The organism is Flavobacterium anseongense, from assembly GCF_021608185.1.
In the GTDB taxonomy this organism is placed as follows: domain Bacteria; phylum Bacteroidota; class Bacteroidia; order Flavobacteriales; family Flavobacteriaceae; genus Flavobacterium; species Flavobacterium anseongense.
Window position 1 is genome coordinate 545,781 of sequence record NZ_JAKIHN010000001.1, and the last position, 25,749, is coordinate 571,529.

The 25,749-nt window shown below is 36.8% G+C and carries 24 protein-coding genes and 1 tRNA gene; 9 read left to right on the forward strand and 16 right to left on the reverse strand.

What is annotated here, in order from left to right; genetic code table 11:
- The first annotated feature begins 188 nt into the window (after nt 1-188).
- A complete protein-coding gene (locus L1S35_RS02435; RefSeq protein ID WP_236396232.1) occupies nt 189-2,174 on the forward strand; it encodes a DUF7619 domain-containing protein in 1,986 nt (661 codons plus the stop codon).
- Nucleotides 2,175-2,249: 75 nt separating this feature from the next.
- Here the strand turns inward: L1S35_RS02435 and L1S35_RS02440 are convergent, their stop codons facing one another.
- Nucleotides 2,250-3,002, reverse strand: coding sequence for an SIMPL domain-containing protein (locus L1S35_RS02440; RefSeq protein WP_236396234.1), 753 nt, complete (start codon nt 3,000-3,002; stop codon nt 2,250-2,252).
- A 51-nt stretch (nt 3,003-3,053) separates the two neighbouring features.
- Nucleotides 3,054-3,497, reverse strand: a complete 444-nt coding sequence (locus L1S35_RS02445; RefSeq protein ID WP_236396236.1) for a nucleoside deaminase — start codon at nt 3,495-3,497, stop codon at nt 3,054-3,056.
- Between the two features lie 37 nt (nt 3,498-3,534).
- Here L1S35_RS02445 and L1S35_RS02450 point away from each other — a divergent pair, with 37 nt between their 5' ends.
- Nucleotides 3,535-5,358, forward strand: coding sequence for a 1-deoxy-D-xylulose-5-phosphate synthase (locus L1S35_RS02450; protein WP_236396238.1), 1,824 nt, complete (start codon nt 3,535-3,537; stop codon nt 5,356-5,358).
- Here the strand turns inward: L1S35_RS02450 and L1S35_RS02455 are convergent.
- The 10 genes from L1S35_RS02455 to L1S35_RS02500 all read right to left on the reverse strand — a co-directional run bounded on the left by L1S35_RS02455 (nt 5,355) and on the right by L1S35_RS02500 (nt 17,865).
- Entirely contained in the window at nt 5,355-6,689 is a 1,335-nt protein-coding gene (locus L1S35_RS02455; protein ID WP_236396240.1) for a deoxyguanosinetriphosphate triphosphohydrolase, read from the reverse strand. The genes L1S35_RS02450 and L1S35_RS02455 overlap by 4 nt on opposite strands.
- 65 nt (nt 6,690-6,754) lie before the next feature.
- Nucleotides 6,755-7,207 carry a GNAT family N-acetyltransferase gene (locus L1S35_RS02460; protein ID WP_236396242.1) on the reverse strand — a complete coding sequence of 151 codons (453 nt, stop codon included), beginning with the start codon at nt 7,205-7,207 and terminating at the stop codon, nt 6,755-6,757.
- On the reverse strand, nt 7,204-7,698 hold the full coding sequence (locus L1S35_RS02465; protein ID WP_236396244.1) for an RDD family protein: 495 nt from the start codon (nt 7,696-7,698) through the stop codon (nt 7,204-7,206). The genes L1S35_RS02460 and L1S35_RS02465 overlap by 4 nt, the downstream gene beginning before the upstream one ends.
- A 5-nt stretch (nt 7,699-7,703) precedes the next feature.
- The gene (locus L1S35_RS02470) at nt 7,704-7,928 is read right to left on the reverse strand and encodes a hypothetical protein (protein ID WP_236396245.1); all 225 of its coding nucleotides are present in this window, start codon (nt 7,926-7,928) and stop codon (nt 7,704-7,706) included.
- A 152-nt stretch (nt 7,929-8,080) separates the two neighbouring features.
- Nucleotides 8,081-10,501 carry a ribonucleoside-diphosphate reductase subunit alpha gene (locus L1S35_RS02475; RefSeq protein WP_236396247.1) on the reverse strand — a complete coding sequence of 807 codons (2,421 nt, stop codon included), beginning with the start codon at nt 10,499-10,501 and terminating at the stop codon, nt 8,081-8,083.
- Between the two features lie 172 nt (nt 10,502-10,673).
- Nucleotides 10,674-11,651 carry a ribonucleotide-diphosphate reductase subunit beta gene (locus tag L1S35_RS02480; RefSeq protein ID WP_236396249.1) on the reverse strand — a complete coding sequence of 326 codons (978 nt, stop codon included), beginning with the start codon at nt 11,649-11,651 and terminating at the stop codon, nt 10,674-10,676.
- Nucleotides 11,652-11,998: 347 nt separating this feature from the next.
- Nucleotides 11,999-12,532 carry a hypothetical protein gene (locus L1S35_RS02485; RefSeq protein WP_236396251.1) on the reverse strand — a complete coding sequence of 178 codons (534 nt, stop codon included), beginning with the start codon at nt 12,530-12,532 and terminating at the stop codon, nt 11,999-12,001.
- A 68-nt stretch (nt 12,533-12,600) separates the two neighbouring features.
- Nucleotides 12,601-15,996, reverse strand: coding sequence for a DUF8818 domain-containing protein (locus L1S35_RS02490; protein WP_236396253.1), 3,396 nt, complete (start codon nt 15,994-15,996; stop codon nt 12,601-12,603).
- Nucleotides 15,997-16,036: 40 nt separating this feature from the next.
- Nucleotides 16,037-17,290 (reverse strand): aspartate kinase, encoded by a 1,254-nt coding sequence (locus tag L1S35_RS02495; protein ID WP_236396255.1) that lies wholly within the window; start codon nt 17,288-17,290, stop codon nt 16,037-16,039.
- A gap of 92 nt (nt 17,291-17,382) precedes the next feature.
- On the reverse strand, nt 17,383-17,865 hold the full coding sequence (locus tag L1S35_RS02500) for a GNAT family N-acetyltransferase (RefSeq protein ID WP_236396257.1): 483 nt from the start codon (nt 17,863-17,865) through the stop codon (nt 17,383-17,385).
- Between the two features lie 107 nt (nt 17,866-17,972).
- Between L1S35_RS02500 and fbp the strand changes: the two genes are divergently transcribed.
- Nucleotides 17,973-18,980, forward strand: coding sequence for a class 1 fructose-bisphosphatase (gene fbp, locus L1S35_RS02505; protein WP_236396260.1), 1,008 nt, complete (start codon nt 17,973-17,975; stop codon nt 18,978-18,980).
- Nucleotides 18,981-19,128: 148 nt separating this feature from the next.
- Here fbp and L1S35_RS02510 read toward each other — a convergent pair whose 3' ends face one another.
- Complete coding sequence (locus tag L1S35_RS02510; RefSeq protein ID WP_236396261.1) at nt 19,129-19,560, reverse strand: tellurite resistance TerB family protein; 432 nt, start codon at nt 19,558-19,560, stop codon at nt 19,129-19,131.
- A 127-nt stretch (nt 19,561-19,687) separates the two neighbouring features.
- On the opposite strand from L1S35_RS02510, the gene L1S35_RS02515 reads away from it, so the two are divergent.
- The 3 genes from L1S35_RS02515 to L1S35_RS02525 all read left to right on the forward strand — a co-directional run bounded on the left by L1S35_RS02515 (nt 19,688) and on the right by L1S35_RS02525 (nt 22,497).
- Nucleotides 19,688-20,302: a HupE/UreJ family protein gene (locus tag L1S35_RS02515; protein ID WP_370641038.1), complete on the forward strand. Its 615-nt coding sequence runs from the start codon at nt 19,688-19,690 to the stop codon at nt 20,300-20,302.
- Between the two features lie 142 nt (nt 20,303-20,444).
- Nucleotides 20,445-20,873 carry a deoxycytidylate deaminase gene (locus L1S35_RS02520; RefSeq protein WP_236396263.1) on the forward strand — a complete coding sequence of 143 codons (429 nt, stop codon included), beginning with the start codon at nt 20,445-20,447 and terminating at the stop codon, nt 20,871-20,873.
- A gap of 55 nt (nt 20,874-20,928) precedes the next feature.
- Entirely contained in the window at nt 20,929-22,497 is a 1,569-nt protein-coding gene (locus L1S35_RS02525; protein ID WP_236396265.1) for a S41 family peptidase, read from the forward strand.
- Nucleotide 22,498: 1 nt separating this feature from the next.
- Here L1S35_RS02525 and L1S35_RS02530 read toward each other — a convergent pair whose 3' ends face one another.
- The 3 genes from L1S35_RS02530 to L1S35_RS02540 all read right to left on the reverse strand — a co-directional run bounded on the left by L1S35_RS02530 (nt 22,499) and on the right by L1S35_RS02540 (nt 24,051).
- Nucleotides 22,499-23,107, reverse strand: coding sequence for an FAD-dependent oxidoreductase (locus L1S35_RS02530; protein ID WP_236396267.1), 609 nt, complete (start codon nt 23,105-23,107; stop codon nt 22,499-22,501).
- A 132-nt stretch (nt 23,108-23,239) separates the two neighbouring features.
- Nucleotides 23,240-23,437 (reverse strand): hypothetical protein, encoded by a 198-nt coding sequence (locus L1S35_RS02535; RefSeq protein ID WP_236396269.1) that lies wholly within the window; start codon nt 23,435-23,437, stop codon nt 23,240-23,242.
- A gap of 38 nt (nt 23,438-23,475) precedes the next feature.
- Complete coding sequence (locus L1S35_RS02540; protein WP_236396271.1) at nt 23,476-24,051, reverse strand: MarC family protein; 576 nt, start codon at nt 24,049-24,051, stop codon at nt 23,476-23,478.
- Between the two features lie 119 nt (nt 24,052-24,170).
- On the opposite strand from L1S35_RS02540, the gene L1S35_RS02545 reads away from it, so the two are divergent.
- The 3 genes from L1S35_RS02545 (at nt 24,171) to L1S35_RS02555 (ending at nt 25,730) form a co-directional block, all read left to right on the forward strand.
- Entirely contained in the window at nt 24,171-24,743 is a 573-nt protein-coding gene (locus tag L1S35_RS02545; RefSeq protein ID WP_236396273.1) for a DUF3109 family protein, read from the forward strand.
- An 80-nt stretch (nt 24,744-24,823) separates the two neighbouring features.
- Nucleotides 24,824-24,897 (forward strand) — tRNA-Ala (locus tag L1S35_RS02550).
- Nucleotides 24,898-24,965: 68 nt separating this feature from the next.
- Complete coding sequence (locus L1S35_RS02555) at nt 24,966-25,730, forward strand: enoyl-CoA hydratase/isomerase family protein (RefSeq protein WP_236396275.1); 765 nt, start codon at nt 24,966-24,968, stop codon at nt 25,728-25,730.
- Nucleotides 25,731-25,749 lie beyond the last annotated feature (19 nt).

The following is a 25,749-nucleotide window of genomic DNA, read 5'->3' on the forward strand; positions in this document are numbered from 1 at the left end:
CGGTTTTTTTTGTGTCTTTTTTTGAAGCTATTCCGGCTTTCCACTTCAATCTTTTTGTAAAAACAAAAAGGATTTCCGTTGCAATCCGGGCTAGGGGTTTTGACTAAACTCTGAATCTTTATAAAAATTCGAAGTAAATTTTATCTTACCTCTTTTTTATATATATATTTGACTCTCAAACTATTTATATGAAGAGACTTTACACACTATTAGTTATTGCGCTTATTGGATTTGTTGGTCGTGCACAAATTGTAAACATCCCCAATCCTATTTTAAAGGCGAAGCTATTACAAGCTAATTCCAGTAACGGGACTGCGTCCTCGCAAACTCCTGTTTATAATTCAACGAGTGGTTCTTGGTATGTAACACCTTATAACAGCATTGATGCTAACGGTGACGGCGAAATTCAGGTAAGTGAAGCACAAACCATTAAATGGCTTGCTCTTACTAATTTAGACATTTCTGACATCACCGGTATCGAAGCTTTTATAAACTTGGAATATTTGGGATTGAGCGGTAATCTTTTGCAGAATTTTAATGTTGGGGATTTAACCCGTTTGAGGTATCTGAATGTTGGGCATAATAATTTGCAGAGCCTTGATGTTACAGGTTTTTCAAGCTTATGTCATTTGTGGTGTTATAATAATCAATTACAAAATTTGTTTATTAAAAACAACGCCAGCTGGGTTAGTTTAGGTTTCGATTCCAATTTTGACATCAAATATGTGTGTGCAGATGAAAATGATCTGACTTTTGTTCAAAATAAAATAGCTCAATATGGTTACACTTCATGTAACGTGAATAGTTATTGTTCATTTACTCCTGGCGGAACTTTTTATACCATAAACGGAACCAACCGAAGGGATTTAAACAATAATGGTTGTGATGCGAGTGACAACCCCTACCCTAATCTACGACTCAACCTTTCTATCGGAACACAACAAGCAGGGAGTATAATTTGTAACGATCAAGGGAATTATTATATTGGTGTATCAGCAGGTACATATACCCTAACCCCGGTCCTGGAAAATTCCATTTACTATACCGCTGCCAATGCAACCGTTGCTTTTCCTACAAGCACCAGTCCCTTTAATCAGAATTTTTGCATAACACCAAACGGCACCCATCACGATGTAGAAGTTATTATAGTTCCAATTGGTCCGGCACGCCCGGGATTTAATGCTTCTTACGATATCGTGTATAAAAACAAAGGAACGGTAATAGAAAATGGTTCTATCCAGTTTATATTTGATGATGCCGTTTTGGATTTCGTTTCAGCCGATCCTTTATTATCCAATCAAGCAACAAATACATTGACTTGGAATTATTCAGATTTACAACCTTTAGAGACAAGAACAATTAGGTTGGTATTGAATGTAAACAGCCCAACAGAAATCCCACCAGTCAATATTGATGATCAATTAGGTTACCAAGCAATCATAACGGCATCAGGTAGTGATGAAATGCAAATCGACAATACTTTCGGTTTAAAACAAAATGTTGTGGCTTCCTACGACCCCAACGATAAAACCTGCTTGGAGGGCGAAATTGTTGCACCGGGTTATATTGGAAACTATGTACATTACATGATTCGCTTCGAAAATACAGGAACGTACCCGGCAGAAAATGTTGTGGTAAAAGACATTATTGATACCGCAAAGTTTGACGTGGCGACTTTAATTCCACTCAAGGGCAGCCACCCTTTTGTTACCAGGATTAACAATTCCAATAAGGTAGAATTCATTTTCGAAAACATTCAACTCCCTTTTGACGATGCCAACAATGACGGTTATGTGGTTTTTAAAATCAAAATCAAACCAACCTTAACCGTTGGAAGTACATTCAGCAACAGCGCTAACATCTATTTTGATTATAATTTCCCAATTACCACTAATACTTATACTACAACCATTACTGCTTTGGGAACACAGGACTTTGAATTCAGTAATCTGTTTACTTTATCACCGGTACCTACTAAAGATGTTTTGACTATTACAACAAAAGAAACTGTCTTAATAAGTTCGGTAAATATTTATAATATGCTTGGTCAGTTGTTGCAAATAAGTACTAATCCGACTGAAACTGTTGATGTTTCGGGATTAAAAACCGGAAGTTACTTTATTAAGATTATAAGCGATAAAGGAACAACAAGTTCGAAATTTGTTAAGGAATAATTTTCTAAAATAAATCCAAAAAAACCGCCAGTCTTGCGAAAGGCGGTTTTTTTTGCGCATATTATTTCCTATAAGTTAGTCTAATTCATATTCGAGTCGAACCGTAATCCGAGCTGTCTTATTTTTACTGTAGGTATCGTTAATTCCACCATAACTGTCATCTTCAGTAGAACCTTGTCCCGTAATTTGAAAAACGCCCATACTGGCTCTTTTTAATTTCCCTAAATCTCCGTCGGCTGTTTTTACAATTTTGACAGCGCGCTCATTTGCATCTTTCGTTGCTTTTTCAATCAAACTCTGCTTTAAACTTGGTAAATCTGAAAAGGTATACTGAATACTGTTTGATGACAATTCAATTCCCGAATTCACTAATTCCGAAGTCTTGCTCGACACTTCTTCTATTCGCTTCATTAAATCGGGATTCTTTTTAGCCGAAAATGAAATCGTCTGTGTCGCAACATAACCGTCAAAAACCTGTTCGTAACGCGTTTGACTATCGGCTCCTTCACTTCGTACCTCCCTAAATTTCTTCTGAAAATTTACCGCTCCAAAACTAAATTCTCCTGCCTTAAAACCTTTACTCAAAAAGAATTCTGAAACTATTTTCTGGTCAGAAACAATTTTGTTATACGCTGCTTTAATATCAAAACTAGTTGTCGTAAAACTTCCCGACCAAAGAATTTCATCAGAAACAAAATCTTTTGTTCCCAATCCGATTACAGTAATTGAATCTAAATTCTTGTTTCTGTTCTGAAAGGACTTTCCTAAAATCCATGCGGTAATAATTATGGCAACACCTATAATTATTGAAGATTTAATTTTTTCCATATTGTTTTTCGTTTAGTATATAACGCAAAAAAGCTACTATTAGTATAAAAGCTATTTCCTTTTGGATGCAAAAAAACGGGTCATTAAATCCGAACATTCTTTTGCTAAAACTCCTTGAATTACCTGAGTTTTCGGATGAATTGTGGTGCCTAATTTTTGATATCCGCGATGCTCATCGGAAGCGCCAAAAACTATTTTTGAAATCTGACTCCAATACAAAGCGCCGGCACACATTTGACAAGGTTCGAGAGTGACATATAAAGTACATCCTTTTAGATATTTCCCCCCGATGAAATTTGCTGCCGAAGTAATGGCCTGCATTTCCGCATGAGCCGTAACATCATTGAGCATTTCGGTTAGATTATGCGTTCGGCCAATGATTTTATTATCAATGACAATTACGGCACCAACCGGAATTTCACCTTTTTCAAAAGCGAGTTCAGCTTCCTGCAATGCTTTCTTCATAAAATAGTCGTCGGTGAAAGGATTTTCCATAAAACAAAAATACAATTTCAATTCGTACATTTGTCTCATGTCAAAAAAATTGCTCGAACATATTGTCAATCCAACCGATTTACGAAAATTAGACGTTTCGCAATTGCCACAACTGGCCAAAGAATTGCGCGAGTTTATCATTGATATCGTTTCGGTAAAAGAAGGTCATCTTGGCGCATCACTTGGTGTGATTGAGCTGACGATTGCCTTGCATTATGTTTTTGACACGCCAAATGATTTATTGGTTTGGGATGTTGGACATCAAGCATACGGACATAAAATATTAACCGGACGAAGAAAAAAGTTTAACACTAATCGACAACTTGGCGGAATTTCAGGTTTCCCTAAACGCAGTGAAAGTGTTTATGATACTTTTGGCGTTGGTCATTCTTCTACTGCTATTTCAGCAGCCTTAGGAATGGCGATTGCATCGCAACTAAAAGCTGAAAACAAGCATCATATTGCGGTAGTTGGCGATGCTTCGATTGCGAGCGGAATGGCATTTGAAGGTTTGAATCATGCCGGTGTTACCGATGCGAATCTGTTAATCATTCTAAATGATAATGCTATCGGAATTGACCCAAGTGTTGGTGCCTTAAAGAACTACCTGACTGCGGTTAAAGAAGGGAAAAATCCAAAACAAAATAATGTTATTAAGTCGTTGAGCATTGATTATTCCGGCCCAATTGACGGTCACGATATTGATGGTTTAATCAAAGAATTAGAACGTCTGAAAAGAGTAAAAGGACCAAAGTTTTTACACATCGTTACCACCAAAGGTAAAGGTTTACAACAAGCCGAAGACGATCAGGTGAAATATCATGCTCCGGGAAAATTTGATGCTGCGACTGGTGAAATTCATAAAAAATCCGAAGAAAATCTTCCTATGAAATTTCAGGATGTTTTTGGTTTGACTTTGGTTGAATTGGCTAAAAATAATCCGAAGATTATCGGAATTACGCCGGCAATGCCAAGCGGAAGTTCGATGAAATTTATGATGGATGCTTTTCCAAAACGCGCTTTTGATGTTGGGATTGCCGAGCAACACGCTGTGACTCTTTCGGCCGGAATGGCAACACAGGGAATGGTTGTTTTCTGCAATATTTACTCCACCTTTTTACAACGTGCTTATGATCAAGTAATACACGATGTAGCGTTACAAAATCTGCCTGTGATTTTTTGTTTAGACCGAGCCGGTTTGGTTGGTGAAGACGGAGCAACACACCACGGTGTTTTTGATTTGGCCTATTTGAGATGCATTCCAAATATGCTTATTTATGCGCCAAAAGATGAAATCGAGTTACAGAATATTTTATACACCGCTTCCTTAGGATTGAAAAATCCAATTGCGATTCGTTATCCTCGTGGAAGAGGGAAAACGATAGGTTATGAAATTCCAAATTTTGAAATTCCAAATTCCAATAGCTTTGAGAGAATCGAAATCGGGAAATCTAAAAAACTCCGAAAGGGGAAAAAAGTCGCCATTCTTTCCACCGGAACGATTGCCGATAATGTGATTCAGGCACTAAATGACATTGAAGATACCGAAAACCACTTTGCACATTATCATTTTGGTTTTGTAAAACCTTTGGATGAAAAGAAACTGCACAAAATCTGCGATAAATTTTCCACCATTATTACGGTCGAAGATGGCGTAACTACCGGTGGTTTTGGAAGTGCGGTTTTAGAATTTTCAGCTAAAAATGATTACGTAAACGAAATCTTCCTTTGTGGTGTTCCTGATTATTTTATAGAGCACGGAACGATTGATGAGCTACAGCAATTCTGCAATATAGATGTGGATGGATTGCGTTCGCTTTTTTCGGGTTTGCTTGAGGAAGAGGAGGAAGATGAAGATTAAGCGGTTACTATCTTATTATAAAGCACTGCTTTTCCATCAGTCAACATTGAGATAAAGTGACAGATATGAAGCAATCTTTCATACAAACTTTCTTTTTCCAGATGATGCTTTTCGGGAAGAATTTTCAATAATAATTTATCGTAATTCGTGGCTTTCCCTTCGTGATTATTGTTGTAAGCCGTAATGAATTTATCCAATAAATTGTTGATTATTTGGTAACCCGAAAGTTCTTTTTCGATGACTTCCCGACTTTGATAAATGTTCTTTACGCTCAGCTTGATGATGTCATCCATCTGAGCTTTATATTTGCTTTTATCGGTTAGCGCAAAATGGAATTTACCTTGTAAAATGGCTTCTTCGTTTTCGATAAAAACCCTTACGGCGTCATTGATTAAGTTCCCGATTGCCAACGCACGCAAATAACTAATTCTGTCTTCTTTAGTTGTTAACGTTTGATATTTAGCTGTATCGATGGTGTCTTTTACCAATTTGATTAAATATTCCAACGCAAAATCTTCGGAAACCAAACCGAGGTTTATTCCGTCTTCAAAATCGATAATCGTGTAGCAGATATCATCCGCTGCTTCGACTAAAAAAGCCAAAGGATGACGCTCAAAACCAATGTCATTTCCGGTTTTATTCGGAATCATTCCCAATTCTTCTGCAACTTCTTTAAAGAAATCCTTGTCGGATTGGAAGAAACCGTATTTTTTATCTGAGATGTTTTTAGTTGGTTTTTTAGGCAGACTTTCTTTTGGATATTTCATAAACGCTCCTAAAACTGCATAGGTCAAACGCAGACTTCCTTCAATTCCGGGACGTGAACTTGACAGTACTGAAAACCCATTGGCATTGCCTTCAAAATCGATTAAATCCTGCCATTGTTTGGGGGTTAATTGGTCTTTGTATTGTTGTCCTTTTCCGATAGAGAAATATTCGCCAATTGCCTTTTCGCCTGAATGGCCGAATGGTGGATTTCCGATATCGTGTGCTAAGGAAGCTGCTGCAACGATAGCTCCAAAATCGTTCATGTGATAGCCATGTATTTCCTGCAGATGTGGATACTTTTCGAGGATTTTTTTACCAACCAATCTTCCTATGGAACGCCCAACTACAGAAACTTCCAAACTGTGTGTCAAACGCGTGTGCACAAAATCGGTTTTCGATAATGGAATTACCTGGGTTTTATCCTGTAAACTTCGGAAAGCCGACGAAAAAATAATACGGTCATAATCGACTTCAAAGCCGAGACGCGTGTCGTCCTGTTCAGCGCGTAACCTTTTGCTGGTATCGCCTTGGCGTTTTAGTGATAAAAGTTGTTCCCAGTTCATAGTAATTTAGAATTAAGCCCTTCGACTGCGCTCAGGGTGACAATATTTATAATTTCAAATATAATCTATTTTAGGCTTTTCTTCATGCAAACGCTATTGGCAACTCCAACATACTGCCCAAAGTTATCAGTAATTTGATACCCTAATTTTTGATACAACCCAATAGCGTCAACCTGCATAAATCCGGTTTCAAGAATTGAAGTTGTGTATCCTTCTTCTTTTGCCCAAGCTTCGAGTTCGGTTAAAATCGCTTTGGCGATTCCTTTTCCGCGGCATTCGGGCAAAGTGTACATGCGTTTTATTTCGGCAACTTTAGGTTCAAACTCTTTGTACGCTCCAATGCCAACCGCTTTGTTATTTTCATAACAAATGACTGCATTTTTGAGCAAACTGGTTTTATTGAACTGTGCATAAAAAGCATGATCTTCGCCATCAAGAACTGCTAAATAAGCATCCAATTGGATAACTAAACTGCCAAAATCGGCATTATCTGAAGTGGTTCTTTTAATCGTAATCATACTTTATTGAAAGCGTAAAATTGTTTCTTTCGTTCGTCTAATAAATCCTTATTGACCACATAGGTTTTTGAAACAATATCATGAAGTCCTCTCGTTGGAAAAACTATAAAAGATATCCAGTAAAAAGGAATAATGCGAATCAAAGATCGAATCATGACGGCTTCATAGCCTGCTTTGTTTCCATTTTCATCAACAACTATTGTATTTGTACAAAACTTTCCGATAGTTCTTGAGGTAAATATTTCCATCAAATTGTAATATACCAATGTTATTGAGGCCGTAATGGTAAACTGTAAGGTACTGTTAAGCATAAAACGATTCATGAAATCTTTAATTTCTTCAGTATTAGCACCTGCAATATAAAAAATCAGTCCGATAAACAGTATAACCGACAAAACAATGACATCGATAAGGTAATTGAGAAATCTTCTCTCAAATTTAACCAATAAATCTTGAGTAACTTTGAATTGTTTTTTGTTGGTTTCTTCCATAATGACTATTCCTTTTGGTTTGCCAAAAAGAAATTTCTTGATTTTTTTGGGTATTGATTATAGCTTTTATCGCTCGGATTGGCAATTACCGTTTTGATATTGATTTCGTCACCAATTTTAAAACCGGCTTCGGTATATTTATAATCTAAAAGGTATTCGCCGCAAAAATAATTGCCGTCTTTGTCTTTTTCGATGATTCCTGTGTAAACTCCTTTTTTTTCTTTTGACATGGATTTGTTATTAGCCCCGATTGCAACGGCATCCTTTTATGCTTTGCATAAAAGATATAGTGGAAAGCGGGAAATTGCTCCTAAAAATACTAAAAAAACAGCCATCTTTCGACAGCTGCTTTCCAATTATTAATCGAATCTATAGTCTTATTTTACGACCCACACATTTCGCAGTCATCCGGTCCCGCGTTTCTGGCTTTCTCTATCATTGCTTTGAAATCTTCGGCGGTCATTTCACCTGTTTCATTTGGAGCAACAACCTCAACTGCTACCGGTTCCGGAATTTGTGCTGTTGGTTCTGCTTTTTTATCGTTGTTTAATGTGAATTTGATAGCGTCAACGGCTGCTTTCGTTCTCAAATAGTACATTCCGGTTTTCAAACCACTTTGCCATGCGTAGAAATGCATCGAGGTTAGTTTTGCGTAATTCGCATCCTGCATGAACAGGTTAAGCGATTGTGATTGGTCGATGAAATAACCTCTGTGACGCGACATATCGATGATGTCTTTCATCGACATTTCCCAAACGGTTTTGTATAGTTCTTTTAAGTCTTGTGGAATATCCAAATCCTGAACCGAACCGTTGTTACGCATGATTTGCTGTTTCAATTCTTCGTTCCAAAGGCCACGTTTTACCAAGTCTTCGAGTAAATGTTTGTTTACCACGATGAATTCTCCCGACAATACACGACGTGTATAAATGTTAGAAGTGTATGGTTCGAATGCTTCGTTGTTTCCTAAAATTTGTGAAGTTGAAGCTGTTGGCATTGGCGCCATTAATAACGAGTTTCTTACTCCGTGTTTCATCACATCTTTTCTCAACGCTTTCCAATCCCAACGCCCTGAAAGTTCCTCGTCTTTGATGTTCCAAAGATTGTGTTGGAATTCTCCGTTTGAAATTGGTGAGCCTTTGAAAGACGAATAGGGTCCTTCTACTTTAGCTTCTTCCATCGAAGCGGTTACTGCTGCGAAGTACATGGTTTCGAAAATTTCCTGATTCAGTTTTTTAGCTTCATCGCTGGTGAAAGGCATTCTTAACAAGATGAAAGCATCGGCCAAACCTTGCACTCCCAATCCAACCGGACGGTGACGTAAGTTAGAATTTTCTGCTTCCGGAACCGGATAGTAATTTCTGTCGATTACTTTGTTTAAGTTTCGGGTTACACGTTTTGTTACGTTGTATAACAATTGGTGGTTGAATTCTCCGTTTTCGACAAACATTGGTAACGAAATCGAGGCTAAATTACATACAGCAATTTCATCCGGAGCAGTATATTCCATAATTTCGGTACAAAGGTTTGACGAACGGATGGTTCCCAAATTCTTTTGATTCGATTTACGGTTTGCTGCATCTTTGTACAACATATAAGGTGTTCCGGTTTCGATTTGTGATTCGAGGATTTTCTCCCAAAGTTCACGTGCTTTAATCGTTTTTCTTCCTTTTCCCTGCTCTTCGTATGAAGTATATAATGCTTCGAATTCTTCTCCGTAAACATCGCATAATCCAGGACATTCGTTTGGACACATTAATGTCCAATGTGTATCTTCCTGAACACGTTTCATGAATAGATCGGATGTCCACATCGCGAAGAATAAATCACGTGCACGCATTTCTTCTTTTCCGGTGTTCTTTTTCAAGTCTAAGAATTCGAAAATATCAGCATGCCAGGTTTCCAAATAAATCGCGAAACTTCCTTTACGTTTTCCGCCACCTTGATCTACATAACGAGCCGTGTCATTAAACACTCTTAACATCGGAACAATTCCGTTTGAAGTTCCATTAGTTCCGCGAATGTATGAACCTGTCGCGCGCACGTTGTGGATTGACAATCCAATTCCACCGGCAGATTGCGAGATCTTTGCGGTTTGTTTTAGTGTATCGTAAATCCCGTCTATGCTGTCGTCTTTCATGGTTAACAAGAAACAAGATGACATTTGTGGTTTTGGAGTTCCGGCGTTGAATAAGGTTGGTGTTGCATGCGTAAAGAATTTTTTCGACATTAAATCGTAAGTTTCGATTACAGATTCCATGTCGTTTAAGTGTATTCCAACGGCAACACGCATCAACATATGTTGTGGACGTTCTACAATTTTTCCGTTGATCTTTAGCAAATACGAACGCTCTAAGGTTTTGAAACCAAAGTAATCGTAGTTGAAATCACGGTTGTAAATAATGTGTGAATTTAAAAATTCGGCATTAGCCTGAATCGCTTCATACACCTCATCGGATAGTAATGGTGCTTTTTGGTTCGTTCTTGGATTTACATAAAAGTACATTTCTTTCATGGTTTCCGAGAAGGATTTATTGGTGTTTTTATGCAAATTAGAAATCGCGATACGCGCTGCTAACTGAGCATAATCAGGGTGAGTTACTGTCATAGAAGCCGCAGTTTCTGCCGCTAAGTTGTCAAGTTCTGAAGTAGTTACTCCGTCATACAATCCTTCGATTACTCTCATGGTTACTTTTACAGCATCCACTAAATCGTTTAATCCGTAACATAATTTTTTAATTCTGTCCGTGATTTTGTCGAACATTACCGGCTCTTTATGGCCGTCTCTTTTTACTACATACATAAGCTTGTCAGTTTTTGAAAATAGAAAATCCCTTTACCTATTTTCTGGTTATTTGTAAATTGTTTTGCTTTATTTTTTGAAGCTGTTTCCAGCTTTCCATTCTATCTTTTATCTTGTCTTGCAAACAAGATAAAAGGATGCCATTGCAATCTGGGCTAGGCGTTTGTCTTTCTTAGAAATCAGCGTCGAAACTAATTTTTCCTGATTCTGAATCGGTGTTCATTACACCGGCTTTTTGGTATTCGGCAACACGTTTTTCGAAGAAATTGGTTTTGCCCTGCAACGAAATCATATCCATAAAATCGAATGGATTAGTTGAATTGTACACTTTTTTACAACCCAATTCCACCAGTAATCTATCGGCTACGAACTCTAAATATTGTGTCATCAGCTTGGCATTCATTCCGATTAAGCTTACCGGAAGTGATTCGGTGATAAACTCGCGCTCGATGTCTAATGCATCGGTGATTATTTCGGCAATTCTTGATTTTGATACTTTGTTCACCAAGTGATGGTTGTGCAAATGCACCGCGAAATCGCAGTGAACACCTTCATCACGTGAAATTAATTCGTTTGAAAAAGTCAATCCCGGCATTAATCCACGTTTTTTCAACCAATAAATTGAGCAGAATGCTCCTGAGAAAAAGATCCCTTCAACGGCTGCGAAAGCGATTAATCTCTCGGCGAAAGAATCGGAACCAATCCATCTTAACGCCCAGTCTGCTTTCTTTCTGATTGCCGGAAACACATCTAAAGCATTGAAAAGTTGTGCTTTTTCGGCTTCGTCTTTTACGTAAGTATCAATCAAAAGCGAGTAGGTTTCGCTGTGAATGTTTTCCATCATGATTTGAAAACCGTAGAAAAACTTAGCTTCAGGATATTGCACTTCATTTACGAAGTTCTCGGCTAAATTTTCGTTTACGATTCCATCAGAAGCAGCGAAAAACGCCAAGATGTGTTTGATGAAATATTTTTCATCGCTATTCAATTTGTTGTTCCAATCTGACAAATCCTGGTGCAAATCAATTTCTTCTGCAGTCCAAAAACTGGCTTCCATTTTTTTGTACCAATCCCATATATCGTGATGTTTAATTGGAAAAATCACGAAGCGGTTTTTGTTTTCCTGTAAAATTGGTTCTATACTAGCCATTTTGAATTTGTCTTTTTGTTATTTTGAGGTAATTTTTATTACAATCTGTCTGTTACAAAGATTATCAAATGAAACGTAAAAAGAAAGCCAAACTTATTCACAATACGGTCTAGTTTTTAACAAATCCCCTATTTTTGTGTTGATTTTTAATTTTTTATAAATTACTGATTTTCAATAGTTTAAAAAAATAAAAATCTTTAAAAAGCCCTAAAACAAAGGTGATTACGAATTTTCTGATAGTAAAATTTTAACATTTTTAATCTTCTGAAAACGCAAATTTATGACACAAAAAAAGAGCGGTTTTCCAGTAGAAAAACCGCTCTTCGAAAAAGTGTTTACATTATTTCTTATTTATCATCCGAAATATAGGTTTTATTACCATTAGAGTTGATGTAATATCTTCCTCCTCTTGGCCCAGTGTACACTTTTTTACCGTTATAAGTTCCCGTCACCTTGTCACGAACTTTTGGTGCTTTTTCGTTTGAAACTCTTTCCTTAATTTCTTTTTTTGCTTTGGCTTCTGCTTTATTAGCGGCGGCTTTTGCTTTTCCTGCAGTTGATTTTGCTTCACCCGTAGCTGAAGCGTTATTGTCTTTAGCTCCTTTATAGCGTTTGTCTACTGTTCCATCTTTTTTTAGTTTTGGAGCATTCTTATCTGCATCTTTAAAACGCTTATCCGGTGTGCCGTCTTTTTTAAGTTTAGGTGCTTTTTCTTTTACTTCTTTGGCAGCCTTTTCTGTTTTAGCTTTAGCTTCTTTCTTTGCTTTTGATTCCTGAGCATTAGTATTGGCTATAAAAACCAAAAGGAAGCACAATAAAAATAATTTTTTACTCACGCGAAGTAGATTGTTTGGCAAGAGTTCGTGAATCGTTGATTTCATGATAATGTGTTTAATGGATTATACTGATAAAGTTAAGTAAAAAATAAATGCAATAGCATTACAAACTGTTAAAAATATGCCCTCAATTGTATATTCCCGGTGTGAATGGTTTGGCTGGTTTCTGTTTTCCTGCCTTGATAGTTAATGTTGACATCTAAAAACTGTGTCAGGTTTTTTTGAAGCAGGAAACGCCAAGTCATATTTTTCCCCGGTTGTAGTCCTTCCAACATTTGAAATGCTACAGCAGATTGTGCATCGCCTTCAAATTTATTTTGGTACAACGAAAATTCTCCGTTCATCGTAACCTTCTTTTCGCTGGCATAAGAAAACGAAGTTCCGAAACGGTTTTGCAATAATTTTTCAGAATTGCCAATCTGATTTTCTTTGTTTTGGTATTCATAAAAAATATCCCAACTCGCATTTTTATTAAAGAGATAGGAAATTTTTGGATTGATTTGAAACCCATCAACTTTATAATTCTTACTACTGTAATTTTCAGAAGTCAAAGCTGATTGAGATGTTTCAGTTCCTAAAGTAAAAAGCCATGTCTTTTGAACCAAATGGGCATATTGGAACTGATGTGTGTTGTTTTTATTTTCCTGTGAACCTACAGAAAGTAAATTTTTTATTCGGTTACTGATAAAAGTCCATGTCATCGAATGATTCTGTTTTCCTCTGTTATAAAACAAGCTATTCCTGAAACTGGTGTTCAATCCTAACAGATTTTCATCAGAATGTGAAAACGGATTCAAATCGAAATTGTCTCCGTTGCGCTTTATTTTTCTTTCTATTAAAAATGAAGTCTGATTGTAAAAATAGGATGCTGCTTTTTTCCAACCGGTTTCGTTTTGCCATTGACTCATATTTAATGTGATCGCCTGTGAGAATTTATTCTGATGTGTTTTGACAAAAATCTGATTGGGTAAAAATACCCTAACATATTTCGCCTGATCCGGAAAAGCTGCCACTTCAAACTCTTCCAATTCCTGAATGCCGTTGCCGTTGTAATCAATCCAAGTATAAACTCCTTGTCCGGGTTCGACTTCTAAATAAGTGAATTCCTGTTGCGCTATGGTTCCCGATGTAGTTTCATAAGCCGTTGTAGCCAAAATCAATTGATTGAAATATTTGTCGTTGTACAACAATCTGGAATTTAATGAAGGCTCATTTTTTCCTGTGGCATCAACATATTTCAGATTTCTGTAGTTAACAAACAAGGACAAATCACTTTTCTTAGTTTGGAGTAATTTCGATTTTAAATAATAGGATTGCGACGTATTTACTTTTTGCAGTAAACCATTTTGCAAACTGTCATTCACACGTTGCAGATAACCTAATTCTACAAAAACTTTAGTGCTGTCACCACGACCAACAAATGCGCCATATTCAGTAAATCTTTGGCTTAATGTCGAAAACTGTTGCGTTGCCACAATTTTTTCTTTGTTGTTTTCCAAGCGCAAACTGCTGCCAATCCAGTTCTTTTTAAAGTTGTAGCGAACTTGTGATTGGTTTCGGATAAAGGTTGAATTCGCATACGTTCCGTTACTTTTTAAGTAACTGCTGTTTTGAAGAATGTTCCAGTTGTTGAGTTTAAATAATCCATTAACGATATGACGGTTTCCCGAAAAACTTTTGGAGAAATCGAGCTTTTCAAATTGATAGGTCAGCTTTCCTTTTTCGGGCAGAATGAAATCCACACCATTAATCAACAAACTCTGATTGCCTTCCAAGGTAGTCAAGTTCCAATCGCGATTGAACTCAATATTGAACAAACGCTCGATAGTTTTGAAGTTTTCCTGCACGTATTGATAATTTCCAAAAGCATCAATCTGCCATTTATTGGTAAACAATCGCTGCTTGAAATTGAGCTTTCCGGCAACACCTTTATTATTGCTGTCATCAAGAGAAGAATACAAATTCAAATCGTTATTACTCAAGCCAACTTCAAAATCAACCGCTGTTTTTTCACTCGGATTGTATTTCCCTAAAACGGTCGCAATTTGAATTTTCGTTGGTGCTACCAATCGTGTTATTGGTTCATAATTTCCCTGCGGAACGCCTGCAATTGGTTCAACATATTGGTAAATTTTTCCAATAGCTGATGAATTTGTCAAGATATAATTGCCAAGATTATTGCCAACTAATGTAAACTTTACATTGTACAATTCATCTGCAGCATTATTTGAATACTCGAAAGCTTCACCACCGGTAACCGTTATTTTTTTGTATAGAATTTTATTTTCTGAATACGAATCCAAATAAGCAGACGGCGCATTCATCAAATTAATATTGTCTCCGGCGTTACTCAAAATTGCCACTTGTTCAGTGCTTAAGTTTTGTTGTAACGGTTGATTTTTTACATCACTTTCAGAATACAGGTAACCGCCCAAACTCCAGTTTTTTGCTTCGTGATTAACACCGCCATACGTCACAAAACGAGTATAATTTCTATCCGAATATTGGTATTCTATGACAATCCGCATTTCGGAAGTTATCGGAAACAATGAGGTAAACGTAATTTCACCGGCATTATAATCAATTATATAATCATTGTTTTCTCCACGCTTTTTCAGGATTCCGTTGACATAAACCCGCTCTGAACCCGAAATCACTAACACATACAATTCGCCATTATTACCACGAAGTTTATATGGCCCTTGATTTCCTTCCTGCCCGACAAACGAGCTTTTAGCATATTGTCCTCGAACCAAAGCTGCCGAAGCGAAAATATCGGTCTTGTTTTCTTCTCCGCCAAAAGTAAAACGGGTTGAAAGTCCTTGCACTTTTTTGTTGAAATTCAGAAATCGGGATTGTCGGTTTTCGAGAAATAAATCGCCTGCGCGAATGTTCCATTTATCAGTAAATAATTCAATAAAAATTTGGTCAAATTCATCCAGTTTTTGTGAATAACCGTTGTCCTGCAAAGGAATATTAGAATCCTGAATTGACGCGCGAAGCGAAACTTTATCCGAAATTTTTCCTGTGATTTGCAAATCGAGATTAGAGCTTACCGAAGCATTTTGATTGTTGCCAATCGTAACGCCACGTGTGATGCTTCCCGAAGTATTTAATCCATCAAACGGAACAAACTTTTTTATGGTACGATTGACTTTGTACAAATCACCATCATTGGCGACCACTCGGTCCTGGTCGTAAATGCTGTAAGTTTTGGTTAACTGCTCGGGGAATTTGAAATAGCGAACTGTCAAACTATCCTGTGAAGTGAAGCCGTTTTTAAAAACCAATTTCCCTTTTTTGAAATCGATTTTGTAGAAACTGGTATCTATTTCTTTTCCTTCTGCAGTTTGTAGTTTGAAGAAACTTGGGCTGATGCTTACTTTTTCAATTTCGATGGTATCGTTTGAAACCGCAACTTTTTTACTGTTGTATAAGGTCTTGATTTCCTGAGCTGAAAGCTTGGAAAAGCCAATGATTATCAACAATAAAAAGAGTTTTTTTAGCATACATAGTATAAACGTAAAAAAGCCGGTTTGAGTATAAAATTTACTCTTTCGTCACAATCTGCATTGTTTCTCTTGAGATTTGTTTTAGCAAAACTGTTTTACCTTTCTCGACCATTTCTGCTGCTTCTTTGGTAAAATGTCTGATAGTGAAAAGCGAAACATTTTCGTCATAAGACACTTTGAATTTTTTAGCTAAGATAGCTTTCAATTCGTTAAAATTGCCAAATTTATCTTCCACGCTTACCGAAAAACTAATCGCCGAATTCTGAATCAAGCTCACTTTCATTTTGTATTGGTGAAATAAGGCGAAAATTTCGCTGATGTTTTCTTCCATGATAAAAGAGAAATCGATAGACGATAACGAAATCAACAATTGGTTTCTTTTAACGATATAACATGGTGCCTGTGGCTCTAAATCTTTCCCTTTGGAAACGCTCGTTCCCGGTAATAATGGATTGATAAATGATTTTACATGCAACGGAATTTCTTTTTTCTGTAGCGGTTGTAATGTTTTCGGGTGAATAACGGTTGCGCCATAAAACGCCAGCTCAATCGCTTCACGATACGAAATTTGGTTTAACAAAATCGCATTTTCAAAAACTCTTGGGTCGGCATTCATTACACCCGGAACGTCTTTCCAAATTGTTACGCTTTCAGCATTTAGGCAATAGGCAAAAATTGCAGCGGTATAATCGGAACCTTCACGACCCAAAGTTGTAGTGAAATTATTTTCATCCGAGCCTAAAAATCCCTGCGTAATATTGAGTGCTTTTTTCTTTACACCTTTAGCTATAAGTTGTTGTGTTTTTTCCCAATTCACTTCGGCATCACGATAGGTAGCATCGGTTTTGACGAAATTTCTAACGTCAATCCAGTTGTTTTTTAAACCGGCATAATTGAAATAATGACTTACAATAGTAGTCGAAATAATTTCTCCAAAACTCACCACTTGGTCATACACAAAATTATAATTTGGCGATTTATTGCTTCGGATAAAATATTCCAAATCGGCAAAATGACTGTTCACTGCGTAAAAAACATCGTGGTTTTCGTCATCAAATAAATCCAATAAAATTTGGTTGTGGTATTTCTTAACATCCTGCAAAGACGAATGCAATTCGTTAGATTTTTCAAAATAATTTTTGATTACCAATTCTAATGCGTTAGTGGTTTTTCCCATAGCGGAAATTACCAAAAGTGTGTCTTCATGACCTACTTTTTCCAATACACTAAATACATTTTTTATCCCATCGGCATCTTTTACTGATGCTCCTCCAAATTTGAAAATTCTCATCCTTCTTATTTTAAAATTCCAGTATTAAAAATTGCTGCGCCAGTTCGCTGACGCTCGTGTCCAAATTCCAACTATTGGGATTTGATTTTTTGTTAATTGGCTTTCAAATTTTCCAAAAAATTTGAAATGCCTGTTTCATCCATTTGTGCTACACGCCAATCTTCCAGCACTTTTGCCCCCGATTTGATATAGAAATCTATCGCCGGCGTATTCCAATCGAGAACTGCCCATTCGATTCGGCGTACTTTGTCAATTTTCCCCTGTTCTATAATTTTAGAATACAATGCAAATCCCAAACCTGAGCCGCGCATTTTCTCTTTGACAATTAAATCTTCCAGATGAATGGTTTTGCCTTTCCATGTTGAATAGCGGTAATAATACAACGCAATTCCAACAATCTCCCCATCTTGTTCCGCCACGAAAGTATGAAACAAAGGATTAGCTCCAAAACCATCGCGCTCCAAATCGGCAACCGTTACTACGACAGCATCGGGTTCTTTTTCGAAAGTGGCTAGTTCCTGAATCAAATCGAGAACCCCTTTCATATCTTTTATTTCTCCTTTTCGAATGTTCATTTGGGTCAAATTTCAGGCAAAAATACAATTATTAATTTCTTCACGAAATAGATTTTTTCTTTGCCAAATTTATCGATATTTGCACAAACAACCACAACGGTTCCATCATGGAAGAACGCAACAAAACCTTAGGTGAATTTATCATCGAAAAACAAGAAGAATTCAAATATTCTTCGGGAGAATTATCACGAATTATCAATTCCATTCGATTAGCTGCCAAAGTAGTAAGCTACAAAGTAAACAAAGCCGGTTTGGTTGATATTGTTGGTGCAGCAGGAGAGCAGAACATTCAGGGAGAAGACCAACAAAAACTGGATGTTTATGCCAATGAGGTTTTTATTCAAACCTTAATCAACCGTGAAATTGTTTGCGGAATTGCTTCCGAAGAGAACGATGATTTTATAACTGTTGAAGGTTCAGACAACAGTCACAGTAACAAATATGTTGTTTTAATGGATCCGCTTGACGGTTCATCCAATATTGATGTAAACGTTTCGGTTGGAACTATTTTTTCTGTGTTTAGACGTGTTACTCCAATTGGCACACCGGTAAAGTCAGCAGATTTTTTACAGCCAGGGACACAACAAGTTGCAGCTGGATATGTAATTTATGGGACATCAACCATGCTAGTTTACACAACCGGACATGGCGTTAATGGTTTTACATTAAATCCTGCCATCGGAACTTTTTATTTGTCTCATCCGAATATGCAGTTTTCAAAAGACGGAAGCATTTATTCTATCAACGAAGGGAATTATGTTCATTTCCCGCAAGGCGTAAAAGATTATATCAAATATTGTCAGTTGGAAGAAGAGGATCGTCCTTACACTTCGCGTTACATTGGAAGCTTGGTTTCTGACATTCACAGAAATATGATTAAAGGTGGAATTTATATTTATCCAACGAGCTCTAAAGCACCAAAAGGGAAATTGCGTTTATTATACGAATGCAACCCAATGGCATTTATTGTAGAACAAGCCGGCGGAAAAGCTTCGGACGGTTTTGGAAGAATCATGGAAATCCAACCAACGGAGTTACACCAACGTGTTCCATTCTTCTGCGGAAGTTTTAATATGGTGAAAAAAGCCGAAGAATTTATGGCGAAACACAAATAAAAGTAAATCAGTTACTTAGCTACTCAGCAACTATTTATTCATATGCGTCATTTCGTAAACATTTGATATTAAGAGGAGGACTGCCAGTGGCAGTCAGGTAAACGAACTTTAGTTCGTCATAAAAGCATCAAGAAATCAAGGCTATTTATTACTTATTCATATGTGTCATTTCGTAAACAAAACTATCTAAATCTACGTGAAGCACCAACAATGACATCGCTTTGTCCACAATAAAAGAAACGTTTCCCGGAGTAAATCCAAGTGCCAATGCAAACTTCGTTAAAATCTCTTTTTGCTTTGGACCAAGGACATGATCTACATAAACCATTCTTGACAAATCATACAAACGCTCTAAACGCTGTGAATGTAAATAAGGCGGATTGATTGGATATTTCAAAGGGTTTTCTAAAATCTCTTCGTATTCTGCCGCCGAAATTTCTAAACGAACCGCCAACTTATCTAAAAATTCTCTTTCTTCTCTACTCAAATCACCATCGGCAATGGCAACACGTACAATGGCTGAAAAATGAGCTTTGTTTCTACTTTTAAATTCGCTGTCAAATAAATCTGAAAATGACATAACTTATTGGTTTTAATATACAAATATAATTCAATTTCCCTTTTTCAGGAAGTCCAAATCAAAAATGTTTTTCATCGATTTTAGGGCTAATTTTTTATGGTAAAACAAAATAAATTGTAAGTTTACCATGCCAAACAACCTAAATGCTATGTCTGATTTCTGGATTTACTTCTCTATGGGATTAAAACATATGTGGAATATGAATGCCTACATTGATGTTTTATTTCTTTTAGTCCTCACAGTTCCTTACGAATTCAAATCATGGAAAAGAATTCTGATTCTTGTTTCATTATTTACCTCCGGACACACTTTAGCACTCATGCTTTCCGTGTTTAATGTGATAACTATTAAAGTAAATATTGTTGCTTTTATTATTCCGATAATTGTTCTCATAGCTGCTTTATACAACATTCTTTCTTCGGGAAAATCAAGCAAAAAAGACAGTATTACCTTTATTGCCATAGTCACAGCATTATTCGGCCTCATTCACGGATTAGGGTATGCCAATTATTTCAACAACCATATTTCCGGAAAACCAACCGATAAATTATTACCGCTTTTTGAATCGTCACTTGGCTTTGGCGTGTCACAAATTATCGTGATTCTTGTGGCTTTGCTCCTTGCTTATGTTGTTCAAACCTTACTCAAACTCTCAAAACGCGACTGGATTTTAATCGTTTCTGCCTTTGTTGCCGGCGTAGTTATCCCAATGATTATCAGAAGTGAAATTTGGGTTAAATAATTGTTCAGAAGCGAAAGGTTTGGGTATATTTGCTATCCATACCAGCCTGCCGGCAGGCAGGGTGCCGCTACGATCGGGGCTAAAAGAAAAACCGTAAACTTTTTGGAATCGCATGACAGATTCTGAAATAAGTTCAGAATAAATGAAAGAAAAAAAACAACTCAAATACGATATTGCTTACTTAAGAATTGCTTCCGAATGGAGCAAACTTTCCTATTGCAAACGCAAACAAGTTGGCGCCATCATCGTACGCGACCGAATGATTATTTCAGATGGTTATAACGGAACACCAACGGGTTTTGAAAACTGCTGCGAAGATGAAGAAGGTTTAACAAAGTGGTTTGTGCTTCATGCCGAAGCCAATGCAATTTCTAAAGTAGCCCGTTCAACACAAACCTGTGAAAACGCTACTTTATATATAACGCTCTCTCCTTGCAAAGAATGTAGTAAACTCATCCATCAATCTGGAATAAAACGTGTGGTTTTTCAACATGGCTATCGCGATACAACCGGTTTAGAGTTTTTAGAAAAAGCCGGAGTTGTAGTCAACCAAATTGAAGATTTAGGGTAACAAGAGATACTGACCCGAGCAAAGCGAATTGACGAAGTAAACAAGTTCAGCATAAATGAAATCAAAGGAAAAATATTTGCCAATACTATTATTTGCCTGCGTTGCCTTAGGCATTGTCATTGGTGGTATGCTAAATTTTCCGCAACGAACACTATCAAAACAAAATGCGCGAAAAGTCAAACTTGAACGCCTAATGGATTTTATCAATGAAGAATATGTTGATGATGTCAATTCTGATTCGATTGTCGAAATGACCGTAAACAGTATTCTGGCAAATCTTGACCCGCATTCTGTTTATCTTCCGCCAAACGAGCAATCATCTGAAGCCGAAATTATGAAAGGTGATTTTGTCGGCATTGGTGTGAATTTTTATATGTTTAATGACACGGTTACAGTGGTAAGACCTATAGAAAACGGCCCGGCTGCAAAAGCGGGGATCCTTTCCGGGGACCGAATTCTATACGCCGGTAAAAGCAAACTTTTTGGACGAAAATTACCAACAGATAGCTTATACAGCAAACTAAAAGGCGAAGAAGGTTCAAAAGTGGTGCTGACAATTTTCAGAAAAAGTACTAACAAAAAACTAAAGCTTACCGTTGAGCGCGAAGTTGTTCCGATAAAAAGTGTCGATACGTATTTGATGCTCAATAAAACTTTAGGCTACATCAAAATCAATCGGTTTGCCGAGAATACTTATGACGAATTCAGAACCGGTTTAGAGCAATTAAAAAAACAGGGAATGACCACTTTAGTAATTGACTTACGCGACAATGGAGGTGGTTATTTAGAAAAAGCGGTTGAAATTGCTGACGAACTATTAAAAGATAAAGAACTTGTCGTTTTTACCAAAAACAGAAAAGGAACAGTCAACAAGACATATGCAACTGAAGAAGGTATTTTTGAAACCGGAAAAGTGTTCGTATTAATTGATGAAAACTCGGCATCAGCAAGCGAAATTCTGGCTGGTGCGATTCAGGATAATGACCGAGGAACAATTGTTGGTCGACGCTCATTTGGCAAAGGATTAGTGCAACGCGAAATGGGTTTTGAAGATGGTTCAGCAGTTCGTTTGACGACTTCAAGATATTATACTCCAAGCGGAAGATCTATTCAAAAACCCTATACAAAAGGTGAAGGCGACAAATACAGTCACGATGCTGAAACCCGTTTCGCAAGTGGCGAACTTTATGAAAAAGACAAAATGAAAATTGCCGATTCTCTGAAATTTAAAACCAAAAAAGGAAGAACAGTTTATGGCGGCGGCGGAATTGTACCTGACATTTTTGTCCCGCTTGAAGTAAAAAAAGGCGAAGAAAATTTGGCTTATATTTTAAACTCCGGAGTTGTGGGACATTTTGTTTTTGAGCAATTAGATAAAAATCGAAACGCATTCAAAGGATTGAAATTCGAACAGTTTTTAAGCAAAATGCAAAATGATTACAGCTATGTTCCAAAATTGGAAAACTATCTTAAAGACGCTGGTTTGGATATGAAATTGGACAGCAATAAAACCTTGGTTAAAAAATATATCTCTGCTGAATTTGCGCGTCAGTTATTTGGTGAAAGCCAATATTACAACATCATTCTCAAAGATGATACGATGTTAAAAGCAATATTAAAATAAGCTATTTTTTTATTGAGTCGTGACTTTGCGAGGAAATTCCATTATTCCATAAAGTCAGAATATCGGTCGCTACCGCGGCACCGCTTCCGGCTGCAATTGCTAACTGACTGCGCCAACCGGCTAGCGTTCCCACTACATAAATTCCCTCAGCTACTTTGTGATCTTCATTTTTAAGTTGAATTCGCTGCTTCTCGGCTAAGGCTTTTTTGTGTGTTTCAACATACTGCATCAAACCTTCGATGTCAAAAGTGTTAGAATAACCAATGGCAACAACAATGTTTCTTGTCTGATACGAATTCTTATTGGTTGTAACCGTAAAATTTGGGAATTCACCTGCAACTTTCAATACTTTTTCCCCTTCAATTTGAGTTACATGCGGATATAATTGTTGTAAATGTTCGGTGCTTTCGGTCAATAATTCTGAACCTAATTTCCCCGAAGGAACGCCATAAGCATTGTAAAATATAGCTTCTTGAAGTGATGATGTTTTTTGGTGCGTAATAATTCCGATTTTTTTATCCTGTACAAATGCTTTCTTATGAGCCGAACCCAAAACCAAAGCACATGACATTCCGGAAACGCCACCACCAATTATTAGAACATCATACATAGTTTTACAAATTACAAATTATTAAAAAACAAATCACAAATAAAAGTCAAATCATAAAACCCAGGCCTTTTGTATTTTGAAATTTGACTTTTATTTGGGATTTGGAATTTGCTATTTGAGATTTAAAAAAATTTAGTTTTTAAGTTTTTCTTCGATTTTTTTAGACATTCTAAAAATCAAAAGAATAAGAACGGCGCAAAAAGAAGCCGCAATGCCAATCAAAGCAATCATGCTGTTCCCTTCAAACGGTTTGTCGAAATCGAGCAGAAAAACATTTACTATTATCAGCGCAATAGCAATAAAAAGAAGTATGTTGGTGAAAATTTTCATGAATTACATTTAGAGGACAAAAATACTAAAATTTGGCTTTATGCAAATAGTCCTTTAACATTCGCGGCGAATAATTTAACAGCTATGGCCAAAAGTACAATGCCAAAAACTTTTCGAATGATACTTAATCCATTTTCGCCAAGCATTTTTTCAATTTTGGCAGATGATTTCAAAACCAAATACACCAAAATAATATTCAAAACTATGGCAACGATTATGTTTACAGATTGAAATTCTGCACGCAACGAAAGTAAGGTTGTCATCGTTCCGGCACCAGCAACCAAGGGAAATGCAATCGGAACTATAGAAGCCGAAGTTGCTTTATCATCTTTGTACAACCGAATTCCAAGTATCATTTCTAAAGCTAAAAAGAACAGCACAAACGAACCGGCTACAGCAAAAGAATTCGCATCAATACCAATTAATTTCAGGATTTCTTCACCCACAAAAAGAAACGCAATCATAATTCCGGCCGAAACCAATGAAGCTTTTCCCGATTGAATATGTCCAAATTTTGCCCGCAAACCTATAATTACAGGAATACTTCCTACGATATCAATCACGGCAAAAAGCACCATTGTGGCTGTCGCTATTTCTCTAAAATCGATGTTCATATATTTCTTTTTTCAAAAGTACTAAATTCCAAAATGGAAATTCCAAATCCCAAATCTAAATTGGCTATTTTTGCACAGAATTTAATTCCTAAATCATAAATCCTTATTCCTAAATTCTAATGTTTCAATTAGGTAAAACCATAGTTTCTGAAGACATCCTCGAAAAAGATTTTGTTTGTAATCTTTCAGCCTGCCATGGTGCTTGCTGTGTCGATGGCGATGCCGGAGCACCTTTGACAAAAGAAGAAACCGAAATTTTGGAAAAAATCTATCCAAAAGTAAAACCCTTTTTACGCAAAGAAGGTATAGTAGCTATAGAAAAATTAGGCACTTGGGTTGTGGGAACCGACCAGGATTTGGAGACTCCATTAATCGATAATAAAGATTGTGCCTATGTAATTTTTGATGGAAAAACAGCACTTTGCGGTATCGAGCAAGCCTATAATCAAGGAATCATTGATTGGAAAAAACCGGTTTCCTGTCATTTGTATCCGATTCGTGTAAAAGATTTTACCGAATTTGCCGCCGTCAATTATGACCGTTGGGACATTTGCAATCCAGCTTGTTCATTAGGAAAAGAGCTTGAAGTTCCGGTATATAAGTTTGTAAAAGAAGCTTTGATTAGAAGATTTGGCGAAGATTGGTACGCTGAATTAGAGAAAGTTGCTGAAGATTTAAAGAATGGAAAGTAATTAAATTCCAAACAAAAAATAAAGATTCACTTGACTTGTCTTTTGTTTGTATAAAATTATATATTTGTCGGACAAATTTTGGGGATGTAGCTCAGCTGGTTAGAGTGCTTGCCTGGCAGGCAAGAAGTCGTGGGTTCGAGTCCCATCTTCTCCACAAAAGCCGTTTGGTTAAAAACCAGATGGCTTTTTTTTATTTCTTATCTTTACATCAAATCATAATTTATGTCTGACGAAAATTCAAACGGATTTATCGAAATTCAAATCGAAGATACCATTGCTACGATTACTTTTAGTCATCCGGCAAGCAATTCATTTCCAAGTGAATTATTACAAAAGTTGACAGATGAATTAAATAAAATTTCTGCTAATGCTGAAGTGAATGTAGTTATTTTGCAAAGCGAAGGCAATGCGTTTTGTGCAGGCGCTTCTTTTGACGAACTCCTCTCCATAACCGATTTTGAAACCGGAAAAAAATTCTTTTCGGGTTTTGCCAATGTGATTAATGCGATGCGAAAGTGTTCCAAAATCATCGTCGGTAAAATACAAGGCAAAGCTGTTGGTGGTGGCGTTGGTCTTATTGCAGCCTGTGATTTTGCTTTTGCGTATCAGGATGCAGGTATTAAATTATCTGAAATCGCAATCGGTATTGGACCGTTCGTAATTGAACCGGCAGTTTCCAGAAAAATTGGTAAAATCGCCATGTCTGAATTGACATTACAACCCAACATTTGGCAAACGGCTGATTGGGCAAAGGAAAAAGGATTGTATGCCGATATTTTTGACAGCCAAAACGAAGTAACTGAAGCCACGATAAAACTTGCTAAAAAATTAGCATCTTACAATCCTGAGGCTTTATCCGAATTGAAAAAAATATTTTGGCAAGGCACAGAAAATTGGGATGAACTGTTATATGAAAGAGCTGCTATTTCGGGAAAACTAGTACTTTCTGATTTTACCAAAGAAGCCTTGAGCCAATTTAAAAAGTAATTACCTTTGCAATAAATTT

Bases quoted from the DNA above. Each gene is read 5' to 3' on its own strand.
- L1S35_RS02460 (WP_236396242.1), bottom strand. From the start codon at position 7,207: ATGATTACGATTAAAAGAACCACTTCAGATAATGCCGATTTTGGCAGT.
- L1S35_RS02530 (WP_236396267.1), bottom strand. From the start codon at position 23,107: ATGTATGATGTTCTAATAATTGGTGGTGGCGTTTCCGGAATGTCATGT.
- L1S35_RS02525 (WP_236396265.1), top strand. From the start codon at position 20,929: ATGAAATCAAAGGAAAAATATTTGCCAATACTATTATTTGCCTGCGTT.
- L1S35_RS02545 (WP_236396273.1), top strand. From the start codon at position 24,171: ATGTTTCAATTAGGTAAAACCATAGTTTCTGAAGACATCCTCGAAAAA.
- L1S35_RS02510 (WP_236396261.1), bottom strand. From the start codon at position 19,560: ATGTCATTTTCAGATTTATTTGACAGCGAATTTAAAAGTAGAAACAAA.
- L1S35_RS02435 (WP_236396232.1), top strand. From the start codon at position 189: ATGAAGAGACTTTACACACTATTAGTTATTGCGCTTATTGGATTTGTT.
- L1S35_RS02465 (WP_236396244.1), bottom strand. From the start codon at position 7,698: ATGGAAGAAACCAACAAAAAACAATTCAAAGTTACTCAAGATTTATTG.
- L1S35_RS02490 (WP_236396253.1), bottom strand. From the start codon at position 15,996: ATGCTAAAAAAACTCTTTTTATTGTTGATAATCATTGGCTTTTCCAAG.
- L1S35_RS02535 (WP_236396269.1), bottom strand. From the start codon at position 23,437: ATGAAAATTTTCACCAACATACTTCTTTTTATTGCTATTGCGCTGATA.
- L1S35_RS02500 (WP_236396257.1), bottom strand. From the start codon at position 17,865: ATGAACATTCGAAAAGGAGAAATAAAAGATATGAAAGGGGTTCTCGAT.
- L1S35_RS02440 (WP_236396234.1), bottom strand. From the start codon at position 3,002: ATGGAAAAAATTAAATCTTCAATAATTATAGGTGTTGCCATAATTATT.
- L1S35_RS02470 (WP_236396245.1), bottom strand. From the start codon at position 7,928: ATGTCAAAAGAAAAAAAAGGAGTTTACACAGGAATCATCGAAAAAGAC.
- L1S35_RS02520 (WP_236396263.1), top strand. From the start codon at position 20,445: ATGAAAGAAAAAAAACAACTCAAATACGATATTGCTTACTTAAGAATT.
- fbp (WP_236396260.1), top strand. From the start codon at position 17,973: ATGGAAGAACGCAACAAAACCTTAGGTGAATTTATCATCGAAAAACAA.
- L1S35_RS02480 (WP_236396249.1), bottom strand. From the start codon at position 11,651: ATGGCTAGTATAGAACCAATTTTACAGGAAAACAAAAACCGCTTCGTG.
- L1S35_RS02455 (WP_236396240.1), bottom strand. From the start codon at position 6,689: ATGAACTGGGAACAACTTTTATCACTAAAACGCCAAGGCGATACCAGC.
- L1S35_RS02445 (WP_236396236.1), bottom strand. From the start codon at position 3,497: ATGGAAAATCCTTTCACCGACGACTATTTTATGAAGAAAGCATTGCAG.
- L1S35_RS02485 (WP_236396251.1), bottom strand. From the start codon at position 12,532: ATGAAATCAACGATTCACGAACTCTTGCCAAACAATCTACTTCGCGTG.
- L1S35_RS02515 (WP_370641038.1), top strand. From the start codon at position 19,688: ATGCCAAACAACCTAAATGCTATGTCTGATTTCTGGATTTACTTCTCT.
- L1S35_RS02555 (WP_236396275.1), top strand. From the start codon at position 24,966: ATGTCTGACGAAAATTCAAACGGATTTATCGAAATTCAAATCGAAGAT.
- L1S35_RS02540 (WP_236396271.1), bottom strand. From the start codon at position 24,051: ATGAACATCGATTTTAGAGAAATAGCGACAGCCACAATGGTGCTTTTT.
- L1S35_RS02495 (WP_236396255.1), bottom strand. From the start codon at position 17,290: ATGAGAATTTTCAAATTTGGAGGAGCATCAGTAAAAGATGCCGATGGG.
- L1S35_RS02450 (WP_236396238.1), top strand. From the start codon at position 3,535: ATGTCAAAAAAATTGCTCGAACATATTGTCAATCCAACCGATTTACGA.
- L1S35_RS02475 (WP_236396247.1), bottom strand. From the start codon at position 10,501: ATGTATGTAGTAAAAAGAGACGGCCATAAAGAGCCGGTAATGTTCGAC.